This is a genomic window from Corallococcus exiguus (assembly GCF_009909105.1).
Lineage (GTDB): Bacteria > Myxococcota > Myxococcia > Myxococcales > Myxococcaceae > Corallococcus > Corallococcus exiguus.
The window spans coordinates 482,855-494,886 of sequence record NZ_JAAAPK010000009.1; the positions used below are offsets into that span (position 1 = coordinate 482,855).

Here is a 12,032-nt window from a genome sequence, read left to right on the forward strand (position 1 = left end):
GAGGCGACGCGCGGTCTGGATATGTGTGGCTTTATGGAAAGCTTGATTCACGGCGGAAGAGGTCGCGGCCTGGCGATGTCTTTCAATGGCTTTCGTCGGAGTTTTCGACGTCGCGGCCATCCATCGCGGCATGGCTGTCATCGGCACAGCCCGCGAATGCACAGCGCTCCTCGCCCGAGGAGCCCTCGGGGATGAGTTCCACGTTCAGCATCGTCTGCTTGCCCGCGTCCACGCAGTCCTGGACGGACGTGGAGGCGAAGCCGGGCGCGGAGACGCTCACGCCGTAACAACCTTCTGGCAGCGGCCCCAGACGGTGGGGTGCCTTGTCGTCGAGCCCGGAGGCTTCGATGGGCGTGCCGTCCACGATGGCCTTCGCATCCGTCAGCTTCCGAATGCCCCGGACATGGAACTTCACGAAGAAGGTGCCGGCGGTGCGCGGCGAGACGTCCGCGATGTCCACGGACTGGCCTCCCTGCACGGTGAGCGGCACTCGCGCGGCCAGTTCCCCGGTGGCCACGACGAAGAGCTCCGCCGGGCCCGCGGGCACGTCCTCCAGCGTGAAGCGGCCTTGCGTGTCCACTCCGCTGCGCACGCCGGGCGCGCCCACCACGGACACCAGCGCGACGGCGGGGTCGAACTCCGTGAGCCGGCCTCGCACGGTGCCCGCGCGGAAGGGCTCGTTGTCCAGGCTTCCGCACGCGCCCAGGAGGCCGAGCGACGACAGCGTCAGGAACAAGGATTGGAGGCGCATCAGAAGCGGTATCCCACGCCGGCGTTTCCGCCGATGAAGCCCACGGCCTGTCCCTGTCCGTCCACCACCACGTACGTCAGCATCCCGTGGCCCTGGGCGGTGAGCTCCAATCGCTCCCCCAGGCGCCACGCCAGTCCGCCCACCACACCGGGGCTGACGGTGAAGTAGCGCTGGCCTCCCGAATAGGCCTCCACGTCGAAAGACCTGCCCAGGTACAGCGCGGCCACACGTGGACCCGCGAACAGCGTCAATCGCTCCCATCGCCACAGGTACGGCACCGCCGCGCCCAGCGTGAGCGTGGTGTAGCCGAAGGGCACCTCGCTGCCGGGCGCCACCTGGAGCTTCTCGCGCCCGCGTCCCAGACCCATGTCCACCATCAGGCCCAGATTCTGGAGCGGCAGGTCCTCCAGCCGCAGCACCACGCCCACCTGGGGCGCGGCGGGCAACAGCTCGCGCCGGCTCCTGCCGTCCGCGAAGGACATCATCCCGCCCACGAGCGACAACGCGCGGCGCGGGATGGCGTCCGACAGCAGTCGCTCCAGCGGCAGGCGCTCGCCTCGGGCCACGTCCACTTCGCGCCGCACGAGCACGGCGTCTCCCTTGGTGAGCTCCACCGTGCGCCGGCCCGGGCCCACCGCGGCCCCTCCTGGCAGTTCCAGGCGCGGCTCGCCGTCCACCTTGAGCAGGAAGCCGTCCAGGCGTGGGTTGTAGGAGAAGAGCTCCGGCTGGCCCGTGCGGTCGATGCGGCCGGCGAGGATGACCGGATCCGCGCCCACCTCCATGATTTCGGCGGACGGCCGCTGGCGGCCTTCCGTGAAGGCGAAGGTGCGGCGGCGCGAATAGTCGTGTGCCTCCGTGGCGGTGACGGCGCCGTCCGCGTTGCGGTCCGCTGCTCCGCCCAGGCCCTCGATGAGGAAGTACGTGTAGATGTCGTTGCGCAGGCCTTCGTCCTCGCGCGCTGTCTCGCCCCAGTCGCTGGCGGCGAACACCATGGAGGCCCGGGACGACTCCTCCAGGGGGCGCGCGTAGAAGCCGGACTTGATGCCCGCGAGCTCCACCTCCAACTCGCGGGGCAGCAGCGACTTGCCGCTGCCGCTGTGGCAGGTGGCCAGCACCAACAGCCGCCGCCGGCTGGGCAGCTGTTCGAACTCCGCCTTCAGCGCGTCCATGGAGAGCGCCGTCTGCGGGATGGCTCGGTAGGACGCGTCTCGTGTGACGAGGTACCGCGTGAGCTCTCCACGACCGTCGCGCGCGAGCGTGCCGTGCGCGGACAGGTACACCATCACCACGTCGTCGGGCCGGGTGGCTTCACGCCGCAGCTGGCGCAGTGCCGCGAGGATGGCGTCGCGGGTCGTCTCCTCCGGACGCGTGAGGACGCGCACCTGATCGAAGTGGCCTCGCGTGGGGTCCTTCAGCGCCGCAGCCAGGTCGCTGGCGTCCTTGGAGGAGAATCGCAGGGCGCGCCACTGCGGATCATCGAAGGACGACACGCCCACGAGCAGCGCGAGCCGCCGGGGTGTGTACGCGCGCGACAGGTCCGCGGCGTCGAGCCGCAGCGGCACGAGCCCGCCCTTGTCTCCGGCCGTGGCGGATGGGCCCGCGCAGGCGCAGAGGAGGACGAGCAACAGGGGGAACAGGCGCCTCACGGGGCCTGAGTCTGACCGGATTGGACCCGCACGTCGAACCTCACCACGGTTCCCGGGCGTGCATCCGGGCTTCCGTCCGCGGCGAGCGCGGCGAGTGCGTCCTGCTCCGTTGCGGGCTCACCGGGAGCGAAGGCCACCAGCGCCAGCGCCAGCCGGCCCTCGTCCGAATCGAGGCTCACGCCCGCGAGGCCATCAGGCCCCTCCAGGTCGTGCGTTCCCGCCGCCAGGTGGAAGCGGCCAAGCAGCTCTGGCGCCTGCTGCTCCCGCTGCTGGTAGAGCAGCGCGGTGCCGGACTCCGTGGCGTGGTAGCGCAGGAGCAGCACCTCGTCGCTGGTGACGTCCGCGCCGGAGTCCAGCCGGCGCAGGGCTCCGTCGGTGCTCCGCGCGACCACGGCCAGCTCCAGCGAGATGCGGCCCGGGCCCTTCACACCGGTCCACCCGGTGGCCTCTTTCGTGGGCCCTTTCACCCGCGGCACCAGCACCACCATCAGCACGGAGGCCGCGATCGCGCCGGCCATCCATCCCAGGTACCGGCCTGGCGGCGGGGCGAAGCGGCGGGCGCGGGCCGGCGACCGCAGTGGGACGACTTCCGCTTCGGTCTTCCTCTCGGGCGCTAGCGCGAGGAGCAGCGCGTCCGCTTGCCCGTCGAGCGGATCCGCGTGTGTGGCGAGGAACGTCTCACAGACCTCGCAGGGCGAGGCCAGGTGCTCGCGGAACCAGGCGACGGCGGCGGGGTCGCGCCCGGCGAGTTCGGCCATCGCGGTGGCATCCAGGTGTCTCATCGCTTCATTCCCACCGTCCGGCGAGCACCCGCTGGAGGAGCTCGCGCTTGATGCGCCCGCGAAATCGCTCCAGCCGCATGGTGACCGTGCTCTTGCCCACGCCGAGCTGTTCGGCGATCTCCCGCGCGGAGAGCTGACCCTCGATGTAGAAGAGCTGCACGGTCTTCTTCTCCTCGCCTTCGGGCAGCTCCGCGATGAGCCGCCGCACCACCTCGATGTCCCTCTCCACCTGGAGCGTGGGCGGCAGGGCTGGCACCGTCTCCGGTGTCGGGTCCGCCAGTTCGTCCTCCATCCGCTGGAGCAGGTTGCGGCGCTCCAGCCGCGTGCGCGCCCGGTTGCGCGCGATGGTCAACAACCACGGGGTGAAGGCTCCCGCTGACTTCAGCTGGGGCAACCCCCGGAACGCCCGTACGTAGGACTCCTGTAGGACGTCTTCCGCCTCGTCGGGATCCAATGTGCCGAAACCCGCGACCAGCCGGGCCACCAAGGGGCGGGTGCGACGGTATAGCTCGCTGAAGGCGGACGACTCCCCCCTCGTCGCGCGCCGAACCGCGTCCGTGACATCGTCCGTCTCACCCACCTGCTCGGAAGACCTCCTGGAGGACGAATCGGCCACGGGCCCGGATTCTTCCACCCGCTTTCGCGGCTAGAATAGGGCCTTCACCTTCCCGCGGATGGGGTGGCGCATGCGACGGAAATGGGTGCTGGCGCTGGCCGCGGTGGGAGGGCTCCTGGCGGCCTGTGGCCCTGCGGATGCCCCTCCGGCGGAGGACCCTCCGTTCGAGGCGCAGGACCCGGTCGGGGAGGAGCCCGGCGCGGCGGAGCATGAGCTCACGCCGTGCCTGAGCCAGTGCTACGCGACCTGCGTCGGCAACACGCCCGAGGTCGTCGCGTGCCGGCAGGACTGCCGCGACGCGTGCGCCGGCGGCTGAAGGCCGGCCAGGGTCCGTCAGGTCGCGAGCTTCGCCTTCAGCGTGATGTTCACGCCCCCGAGCGCCTTGGAGACAGGGCAGCCCTTCTTGGTCTCCTCGGCGATCTTCTGGAACTGGGCGTCATTGGCGCCGGGGATGGTGGCCTCGGTGACGAGGTCGATGGTGGTGATGGCGAAGCCGTCACCCTGCTTGTCCAGGTGCACGTCCGCGTTCGTCTGGATGCGCGTGGGCTTCAGGCCCGCCTTCTCCAACCCCACCGACAGGGCCATGGAGAAGCACCCGGAGAGTGCCGCGCCGATGAGCTCCTCCGGGTTGCTGCCCTGCTGACCCTCGAAGCGGGTGCCGACCGAGAAGAGGACCTCCGCGGCGTGACCGGGCTTCATCGAGCCCTTGCCGTCCTTGAACCCGCCGTTCCACTGCGCACTGCCCTTGCTGATACCCATGGCGTTCTGTCTCCCCATGCGCGGCGCGGCACCGTGCCGCGTCCGTTTGAGTTCGCGCGGCGGAAGGGTAGGGCGCGCATTGGCGTGTGGCGGTCCTGTTGGCGGACAGGGGTACGGGGACTGCCGGGGAGTGGACGCTCTCGCGCGCGAAGGCCTGGGTTCTGGACGGTTGGGGGCCGCGTCAGGGACTCACGGCGGGCCGCAGGAAGAGCATGTAGTGGGCTGGCAGGTCGTTGTACTCGGAAACGATGGTGTAGCCCGCGGCCTGTGCGGCGGCGACGAGCGGAGGGCGCATGGCCCTCAGGTGCGTCACCGCGATGCGGCCCTGGGGTGTGAGCGCGGGACGCAGCCGGGTGAGGTAGTCCACCCGGTCCCCGAAGAAGTGATCTACCTCCGAGAGGAGGATCAAATCGTACGCACCCGCTTCGAGCCCCGGCGCGTCCGGGGCCACCTTGCGCACCTCGATGTTCTTGCGTCCGAGGACCCGCGCGCGGAGCTGATGGATGGCTTCGTCGTTGATGTCGGTGGCCACGACCTGGCCCGTGGGGCCCACTGCCTCCGCGAGCCGCTGGGTGAAGTACCCCAGCCCGGCACCTACGTCCGCGACCCGCTGCCCTGGAGCAAGCCCCAGCGCGGAGACGAACCTGGCGGGCTGACGGGAGCGGTCATACGCGGCATCCACCCCTTCGACACCCCCGACGCCATGCAGCTCCGGCGCGGCGGCCTCCACGGGCGCGGGCGGCGCTTCCGCCTTCGTCTCGGAGCGGCAGGCACCGGCCATCGTGACCAGGGCGAGACACAGGCTCCACCGGCCCAGGAAAGGGAACACCGCCAGCGGACGAAAGAGAGTCATTGTGAGCACCGGGGAAGGAATGGAACAGCGGAGTCAAAGTCAAACGTCCTCGGTTGCGCAGGATATCGCTTTCTGCCGGACTGCGGGGACGCGAGGCATATCTGCCTCCGTCACCTGGAGTCTCCTGCATGCGAAACATGATCCGTGATTTGTTTTTGGCGACCTTCTCCGTGGGCCTCCTCTCCGCCTGTGGCCCGGCAGCGGAGCAGGATGCGTCGCCGTCCGCCGGTGAGGCGGCACAGGTGGAGCAGGGCATTGGCAAGACGCCCAGCTGTGCCATCGGCGAATACGTGGCGGATCAGGTCATCTGGTCCTCGACCTGTGCCGCGTGTCGCGAGGTGGGCGGCGACGGCTCCTGGCCGCAGGGCTCCTACGGCCGGAGCGGTACGCTCTACCAGTCGTGCTGCGGCGACAACGGCTGCGGCAACTGGCAGAACATCCGGCCGGTCTGCATGGGCTGCTAGGCATTGCCCTTCAGCGCTTCGCGGTCACCTTCCACAGCGTGTTGCTGGCGTCATCCGCGACCAGCAACGCGCCATCCGGCAGCACTGTGACTCCCACAGGCCGACCGTGCACCCGGGCCTGGGCCGCGTCGGCGATGAATCCCGTGAGGAAGTCCTCCGGTGGACCGGTGGGCTTCCCGCCCTTGAACGGCACGAACACGACCTTGTAGCCAGACAGCTCCGCGCGGTTCCACGAGCCGTGCTGCCCGATGAACGCGCCGCCCCGGTACTTCTCCGGGAACGCCTGGGCCTCGTAGAACGCCAGGCCCAGCGACGCGGTGTGGGAGCCCAGGGGCACGTCCGGCACCAGCGTCTTCGCCACCAGGTCCGGCCGCTGTCCCGCCATGCGTGGATCCTCGTTCGCTCCGAAGTACGCGTAGGGCCAGCCGTAGAACCCGCCGTCCTCCACGTGCGTGAGGTAGTCCGGCACCAGGTCCTCGCCCAGGTCGTCGCGCTCGTTCACCGCCGTCCACAGCGTGCGCGTGCCCGGGGCCCAGCCCATGCCCACGGGGTTGCGCAGGCCGCTCGCGTAGATGCGCTCGCCGGTGCCGTCCGGGTTGATCTCCAGGATGTTGGCGCGGCGCTCCTCCTCCTTCAGCCCGTGCTCGGCCACGTTGCTCGCGGATCCCACGGACACGTAGAGCTTCGAACCGTCCGCGTTGGCCAGCAGGTTGCGCGTCCAGTGGTTGTTGTAGCCGCCCGCCGGCAGCTCCAGGAGCTTCTCACCGGGGGCCTTCAGCGACGTCTCACCGGCCGTGTATGGGTAGCGCCAGACGGCGTCCGTGCCGGCCACGTAGAAGCGGTCGCCCAACAGCAGCATGCCCAGCGGCTGCTTCACGCCCTCCAGGAACACCTCGCGGACCTCGGGCGTACCGTCGTGGTCCGCGTCGCGCAGCAGCGTGATGCGGTTGGCGCTGTGGCCCAGGTTCTGCGAGCGCACCTTGCCGGACTCGATGGACTCCTCCTTGTCCTGCTCGCTCTTGAACTCGGAGCTGGCCTCGGCCACCAGCACGTCGCCGTTGGGCAGCACGTAGGTCCAGCGCGGGTTGCGCAGGCCGTCCGCGTAGCGCGTCACCTCGAAGCCTTCCGGGGCCGTGGGGCGCTTGCCTTCCGGCCAGCCGACGACCGTGCTGTACCGCTCCACCTTGAAGCTGGGGTCGGGCGCGGGCAGCGCGGGCGCCTTCGTGGAGGTGTCGGGGGTGGAGCGGTGCGCGCAGTTCGTCAGGAACAGCGCGGCGCCCACGCAGAAGGAGGCTCGGAGGAAGACGGTCATGCCCTTCCTCTAGGGGCCTCCTCGCTGTCCGACGATGACGGACGGATCCGCCCCTCGCTCGGGTGTTGAGTTGTGGGAAGGGCAGGACGCCCACGGCTCAAGAAGTGAACACGTTCCGCATGTAGCCATCCACCTTCTGCTTGAAGAACCCGTAGCCCTTCGGTGCGTCCTCGGTGGGAATCTCTCCGGTCTCCGCCAGGCTCTTGAAGCTGCGCAGCACCTTCCTCACCTGCATGGCGGGGACGCCGCGCATCCGCTTCGCCAGCGCCTCGCCCAGCGCGCCGCCCGGAGGCGAGAAGGCCTGGTGCAATGTCACCTCCGTGCCTCCGTTCGGATCGGGCCGGAAGCGCACCCACCCTCGCGTCTTCACGGGGCTGTCCTCCGTGGACTCCCAGCTGTGGAACTCCGGCGAGCGTTCCTCCACGAGGCGCGAGTCCCAGCTCACCTCGCGTCCCAGCGGCCCGTGGATCCGGAAGTGCCGGCCGTCACCGGCCGTGGGCGTGACCTCCGCGAAGTGCTCCATCAGGCGGCTCAGCGTGGAGGGTTCACGCCACAGGCGGTAGAGTTCCTCCACCGGACGTCCCACCGTGAGCGTGTGCTCCACTTCGATGAGCTGTCCATGCCTCGCTTCCTTGCCTGTCAATGCGCGGCGGGCCTTCCGAGCGACCGAGGCGAGAGCACGCCGCTGGGATTGCAGGCCCCCATAGAGCACGGCGCCGCCGGCCAGGGCCACCACCGTGCCCCCGAGCGAGCGGCGTTTCATCCCCACGGACATCATCGTTCCCGCGACCACCACCGCGGCGGTCAGCTTCCATTGGCCCGAGCGGAGTTCCTCGGTGGCCTGAGAGCGGACTTCCCGCAGGGCTGTCGTTCGTGAGCTCGTCATGGTTCCTCCTGGCCTGACGCGCAGGAGAGTGATGCACGGGCGTCAGGCACTTCCCGCGAAGCTTTGGGGTGGGATGCGCCAGGACAACCGTGCCTGGAACTGGGGCGGGGGAACCAGCGCTCCGGCGGTCCTCAGTGAAGGGGTGAAGCGGCCGGCGTGTGGATGTGTTCGGGGCGGACGCCCAGGCCAATCAGGCGCGCGGGGATGCGGCGCAGCGCGGGGATGCGCTTCACCAACTGGAGGCTCAGGGGCAGCCGGCCGTTGCTGAATGCGCGCTTCCGGAGTGCCGGGTCCACCACGCGGTTCTGGATGAGCACCTGCGCTCGCTGGGTGAGTCGGGTGGGGAGCTCGCGGCGCTGCTGGACGCGGCGCAGGTCCTCGGTCGTGACACGGCGGGCGAGCAGGGGGCCCGCGAGCAGGTTGGCGGTGGCCACGGCATCCTGCACCGCCAGGTTGATGCCCACGCCGCCCACGGGTGACATCGCGTGCGCCGCGTCGCCAATGCACAGCAGGCCGGGCTGGTACCAGGTGCGCAGCCGATCCACTCGCACGGTCAGCAGCTTCACGTCGTCCCAGCTTCGGATTTCACCGGCTCGGTCGGCGAGGAACGGCGCCTGCTTCACGAGTTCGGCCCGGAAGGCCTCCAGGCCGCGCGCCTGGACGGACGCGATGCCGCCCTTGGGGATGACCCGGCCGCACTGCCACTGGTCGCCCCGGTTGATGAGCAGGAAGAGCGCTCCGCGCTCGAAGTGGCCCAGGGGTGGGCTGGGATCGTCAGGTCTGCGCGACACGCGGAACCAGAGCACGTCCATGGGAGCGCCCAGGTTCTGGACCTCCAGGCCGGACTGCTGACGCAGCGTGGACTTCCGGCCGTCCGCCGCCACCACCAGCGACGCGCGCACCTCCAGCGGGCCTTCCGGCGTTCGAGCTCGAACTCCGACGACCTGGCCATGGTCGCGCACGAGGTCCGTTACCTCCGTGCGGCGGAGGAGCTGGAAGGTCGGGTACATGGCGGCCTTGCGCGCGATGAAGTCGAGCAGGTCCCACTGCGGCATGAAGGCCAGATAGCGCGCGTGCGTGGGGAGGTGGCGGAAGTCCCCCACGGTGACCTCGTGTTCGCCGACCTGGAAGCGCAGGTCCAACATCTTCGAGTGGGGAAGGGCGAGCAGTTCGTCCAGCCAGCCCAGTTCGTGCATCAGCTCCAGCGTGGACGGGTGGATCGTGTCGCCCCGGAAGTCGCGGAGGAAGTCCGCGTGCTTCTCTAGCACCGTCACCTCCACGCCGGCCCGGGCCAGCAGCAGCCCCAGCATCATTCCCGCCGGCCCTCCGCCCGCGATGCAGCACTGTGTGGTGATCGCCGGGTCGGCCATGGTGGTGCCTCCTCGAGGAAGGGTTCATCCCGCCATGGGGCATGGCACCTGGAGTGGCGGCCGATGCGGCGTGCGGTGTCCGACACTCATCACGCAGTTCACGGCACCCCGCGCCCGCCGATTTCGGGGAAGCGCTCGTAGGCCCGCTTGAGCGCTGCCAGATGGGCGGGGTCGTCCAGGTCGAGGGGCGCTTCGGTGAGCTGCACGATCCACCCGCCCGTTGCCGTGCGCCGCGACCGTGAGAGCAATTCTGTATCGCGAGCAGGATCCGGGAACCCGATGGCCCGCGCGGAAGCCTCCGACCAGTAGTTGAGCCACCCGAGGTAATAGGGAATTTCGGGCGAGCGGATGTGCTCGAAGAGCTTCAGTGCGGGCAACCCCCGACGTGGAGACGGTGGTCCTTCCAGCGTGGGGGCGGTCTGATACGCGATGTCCAGTGCGGCTCCGTCTGGCGTTGCTTGTCCCCAGAATGCGTTTGCACCCTCCGCCAAGGCTTCAAGCACATTCGCCGCTGCCGAGATGACGGCCGCGTCCAGGGGCAGCTTCGCATGGACTCGGAGTTGTGGCTGCCCGCCTGGGCTCACGTACGCGGATTCAGGCTGCCCGGAAAGCATCACGGGATAACGCTCGTCACCGTTACATATAAAAGGGAACTCGCCGCGTGCTGCTTCCTGGGTCAACCACGCATCGCGCTGTGGCACGACAGCAAGCTGTCGCTTCTCCGTCACCCTCCAGTCCAGGCGCAATCCGGGCAACGCGCGTTCCAGGCCGTGGACAGTCGCGATTGTGCGGTTGTCGTCTCGCGCTAGCCCAGGGGCATAGACGTTGAGGAGGAGGGGGCCTTGTGTGGTCATTGATTGAATCCTGTGACGACGGTATTTGGGAGGCTTCGCGTGCTCCTACACAAGAGGCGCCCTCGGTGGGCAGCATGCGGCTGGTTCGTGCTGAACTCGTCCTGGGACGCCTGGAGGCCACGGGGGCGCCTCATGCCCAGTTCGACCATCACCTCCCGGGCTCGCTTCGCCATCTCGCGCAACTCCGCCACCGCTTCCTTCTTTGCCGTAGGCGTCTCCCTCTCCGAGCCAGCGGCGCAAGTCCGCCGCCAGCTCCCGCGCCGTCTGGTAGCGGGCGTCCGTCCGGAGCTGGAGGAGCTTGCGCAGTGCCAGGCCCCGGGTGGCCGAGGTATGTCGCAAGGCGCACCTGCTCTTCGAGCCTCGCCCGCGACCGCTTGATGCGAGGCATCTCCAGCAACTTCGGAACGCCCACTGCCTTGAGCAGCACCTTTCCTCGGATGCTGCCTTCTGAAGTCCGGCGCCGGGCCCGCAGGAGACTCAACCCGTGGTGGACCACTGCCCTGGCAGGTCCTGTCGAGCCTGGATGCGCGGGGACCAGAACCGGGCACCTACCCGCCACGTGATCCCGGCCGAACTCAGGGCCAGCGGTCCACGGGGAAACCGACGCCCCGATTGAGCGCCTTCACCCTGCCGTCCTTGAACGCCAGGACAGTCCCCTCGTGCACGACGCAAACCGGATAGTCGTCCTGCCCCGGGAGCTTCACGCGGTCATACCGGATGACGAGTGCCGGACCATCCGCGCGGCCCATCTTGTCGGAGAGGTAGTAGGCCTTGCCGTAGAAGCGTGTCCCAGGAGGGGCGACCGCCTTCTGCCGGTCGCTGCTGATGCCTTTGGGGACGACCCCGACCACCTCCGCGCCAGCGGTGAACCACACCTCGTCCCATTCCGATTGGCGGTCGTCGAGTTTGAGGCTGAGGACCTCCGAGCCCCCCCAGTGGAGCTGCTCCCGCATGGCCTCTTCCGCCCCAGCCGGGCAGGTGAAGGACTCGGGCCGGATCTGAGCCCCCGGACAACCCGCCGCCAGTGCCGCGACGAGCGATAGCGACGCGCACTCGACGGCGGCAACGGACTTCTTCGGCACGCGAGGTGTGCGTCCTGCGGTCGGCGTTTCAGGCTGCGGGGTCTTCACGATTGAACCTTCCTTCGGAACAGCGGCGATTGCCGGCCCGGGGGCTGTCACGGGCGAGGGGCCAGGAGGCGACATAGCAGGAGGAGTTGTCTTGGGCGGTGCGGAATGGGGGGCGACGGGAGGACGTGGACCCGCGGCGATGCGCGGCCCGGCAGGGGGCGCGGGATCGGCCGACGAGAAGCGCCAGAGGAGCGCGACAACGACAAGCGAGACGATGCCAGCGAGGCCCCGACCCCACCAGCCCTGGCCTCGCGGGCGCTCGATCAAGGCGACGTGCCTCTTGAGGGAATCGGGAGTGGAGGGCACGGACAGTGACACGGGGGGCGGTCCACCGTGACGCTGTTCGGAGGGCGGATGGGCCGGCACGTCGTATTCGGCGGATCGGCCGGCCCGGAGCTCCGCCAGTTCGCGGCGAAGCGCTTCGGTATCGACCGGACGCTTCTTGGGGTCTCGGGCCAGGATGCTCTCAACGAGATCACTCAGCTCCGCTGGAACCCGCGCGTTCGCGAGGCGGGGTGGTGGAGGCGGCAGGCTGAGGCATCCCCTCATATGAAGCCGAGTGCTTCCTGAAAGACGGGATGGCGGTGAAGGAGCTCGGAGAAACGCTCG

At 69.3% G+C, this 12,032-nt stretch carries 13 protein-coding genes; 2 read left to right on the top strand and 11 right to left on the bottom strand.

The window, feature by feature from the left end; genetic code table 11:
• Nucleotides 1-82: 82 nt before the first annotated feature.
• Genes GTZ93_RS30825 through GTZ93_RS30840 form a run of 4 tightly spaced genes read right to left on the bottom strand, consistent with a single transcriptional unit; the run spans nucleotide 83 to nucleotide 3,759 of the window.
• On the bottom strand, nucleotides 83-751 hold the full coding sequence (locus tag GTZ93_RS30825) for a carboxypeptidase-like regulatory domain-containing protein (protein WP_139918211.1): 669 nt from the start codon (nucleotides 749-751) through the stop codon (nucleotides 83-85).
• Nucleotides 751-2,397 carry a caspase family protein gene (locus GTZ93_RS30830; RefSeq protein ID WP_139918209.1) on the bottom strand — a complete coding sequence of 549 codons (1,647 nt, stop codon included), beginning with the start codon at nucleotides 2,395-2,397 and terminating at the stop codon, nucleotides 751-753. Before GTZ93_RS30830 ends, GTZ93_RS30825 begins: the two co-directional genes overlap by 1 nt.
• Nucleotides 2,394-3,179, bottom strand: coding sequence for a hypothetical protein (locus tag GTZ93_RS30835; RefSeq protein WP_139918207.1), 786 nt, complete (start codon nucleotides 3,177-3,179; stop codon nucleotides 2,394-2,396). The genes GTZ93_RS30830 and GTZ93_RS30835 overlap by 4 nt, the downstream gene beginning before the upstream one ends.
• A gap of 4 nt (nucleotides 3,180-3,183) precedes the next feature.
• Nucleotides 3,184-3,759 carry an RNA polymerase sigma factor gene (locus GTZ93_RS30840; RefSeq protein ID WP_120577089.1) on the bottom strand — a complete coding sequence of 192 codons (576 nt, stop codon included), beginning with the start codon at nucleotides 3,757-3,759 and terminating at the stop codon, nucleotides 3,184-3,186.
• Nucleotides 3,760-3,865: 106 nt separating this feature from the next.
• Between GTZ93_RS30840 and GTZ93_RS30845 the strand changes: the two genes are divergently transcribed.
• Nucleotides 3,866-4,111 (top strand): hypothetical protein, encoded by a 246-nt coding sequence (locus tag GTZ93_RS30845; protein ID WP_121751661.1) that lies wholly within the window; start codon nucleotides 3,866-3,868, stop codon nucleotides 4,109-4,111.
• Between the two features lie 17 nt (nucleotides 4,112-4,128).
• Here GTZ93_RS30845 and GTZ93_RS30850 read toward each other — a convergent pair whose 3' ends face one another.
• Together GTZ93_RS30850 and GTZ93_RS30855 are read right to left on the bottom strand one after the other, a co-directional pair.
• Nucleotides 4,129-4,554 (bottom strand): OsmC family peroxiredoxin, encoded by a 426-nt coding sequence (locus GTZ93_RS30850; RefSeq protein WP_014397999.1) that lies wholly within the window; start codon nucleotides 4,552-4,554, stop codon nucleotides 4,129-4,131.
• A gap of 181 nt (nucleotides 4,555-4,735) precedes the next feature.
• A complete protein-coding gene (locus tag GTZ93_RS30855) occupies nucleotides 4,736-5,407 on the bottom strand; it encodes a class I SAM-dependent methyltransferase (RefSeq protein ID WP_139918205.1) in 672 nt (223 codons plus the stop codon).
• 128 nt (nucleotides 5,408-5,535) lie between these two features.
• Here GTZ93_RS30855 and GTZ93_RS30860 point away from each other — a divergent pair, with 128 nt between their 5' ends.
• On the top strand, nucleotides 5,536-5,871 hold the full coding sequence (locus GTZ93_RS30860) for a hypothetical protein (RefSeq protein ID WP_139918203.1): 336 nt from the start codon (nucleotides 5,536-5,538) through the stop codon (nucleotides 5,869-5,871).
• 10 nt (nucleotides 5,872-5,881) lie between these two features.
• On the opposite strand, the gene GTZ93_RS30865 is transcribed toward GTZ93_RS30860, so the two are convergent.
• From GTZ93_RS30865 to GTZ93_RS30885, 5 genes are all read right to left on the bottom strand, one after another.
• On the bottom strand, nucleotides 5,882-7,183 hold the full coding sequence (locus tag GTZ93_RS30865; protein ID WP_139918201.1) for a PQQ-dependent sugar dehydrogenase: 1,302 nt from the start codon (nucleotides 7,181-7,183) through the stop codon (nucleotides 5,882-5,884).
• A gap of 97 nt (nucleotides 7,184-7,280) precedes the next feature.
• Complete coding sequence (locus GTZ93_RS30870) at nucleotides 7,281-8,069, bottom strand: SRPBCC family protein (protein ID WP_139918199.1); 789 nt, start codon at nucleotides 8,067-8,069, stop codon at nucleotides 7,281-7,283.
• Between the two features lie 131 nt (nucleotides 8,070-8,200).
• Nucleotides 8,201-9,439, bottom strand: a complete 1,239-nt coding sequence (locus GTZ93_RS30875; protein ID WP_139918198.1) for an FAD-dependent oxidoreductase — start codon at nucleotides 9,437-9,439, stop codon at nucleotides 8,201-8,203.
• A 98-nt stretch (nucleotides 9,440-9,537) separates the two neighbouring features.
• Nucleotides 9,538-10,293 carry a DUF5953 family protein gene (locus GTZ93_RS30880; RefSeq protein ID WP_139918196.1) on the bottom strand — a complete coding sequence of 252 codons (756 nt, stop codon included), beginning with the start codon at nucleotides 10,291-10,293 and terminating at the stop codon, nucleotides 9,538-9,540.
• A 575-nt stretch (nucleotides 10,294-10,868) separates the two neighbouring features.
• Nucleotides 10,869-11,375 carry a hypothetical protein gene (locus GTZ93_RS30885; RefSeq protein WP_139918194.1) on the bottom strand — a complete coding sequence of 169 codons (507 nt, stop codon included), beginning with the start codon at nucleotides 11,373-11,375 and terminating at the stop codon, nucleotides 10,869-10,871.
• Nucleotides 11,376-12,032: the final 657 nt, after the last annotated feature.

Bases quoted from the DNA above. Each gene is read 5' to 3' on its own strand.
- GTZ93_RS30870 (WP_139918199.1), bottom strand. From the start codon at position 8,069: ATGACGAGCTCACGAACGACAGCCCTGCGGGAAGTCCGCTCTCAGGCC.
- GTZ93_RS30865 (WP_139918201.1), bottom strand. From the start codon at position 7,183: ATGACCGTCTTCCTCCGAGCCTCCTTCTGCGTGGGCGCCGCGCTGTTC.
- GTZ93_RS30875 (WP_139918198.1), bottom strand. From the start codon at position 9,439: ATGGCCGACCCGGCGATCACCACACAGTGCTGCATCGCGGGCGGAGGG.
- GTZ93_RS30855 (WP_139918205.1), bottom strand. From the start codon at position 5,407: ATGACTCTCTTTCGTCCGCTGGCGGTGTTCCCTTTCCTGGGCCGGTGG.
- GTZ93_RS30835 (WP_139918207.1), bottom strand. From the start codon at position 3,179: ATGAGACACCTGGATGCCACCGCGATGGCCGAACTCGCCGGGCGCGAC.
- GTZ93_RS30825 (WP_139918211.1), bottom strand. From the start codon at position 751: ATGCGCCTCCAATCCTTGTTCCTGACGCTGTCGTCGCTCGGCCTCCTG.
- GTZ93_RS30850 (WP_014397999.1), bottom strand. From the start codon at position 4,554: ATGGGTATCAGCAAGGGCAGTGCGCAGTGGAACGGCGGGTTCAAGGAC.
- GTZ93_RS30860 (WP_139918203.1), top strand. From the start codon at position 5,536: ATGCGAAACATGATCCGTGATTTGTTTTTGGCGACCTTCTCCGTGGGC.
- GTZ93_RS30880 (WP_139918196.1), bottom strand. From the start codon at position 10,293: ATGACCACACAAGGCCCCCTCCTCCTCAACGTCTATGCCCCTGGGCTA.
- GTZ93_RS30845 (WP_121751661.1), top strand. From the start codon at position 3,866: ATGCGACGGAAATGGGTGCTGGCGCTGGCCGCGGTGGGAGGGCTCCTG.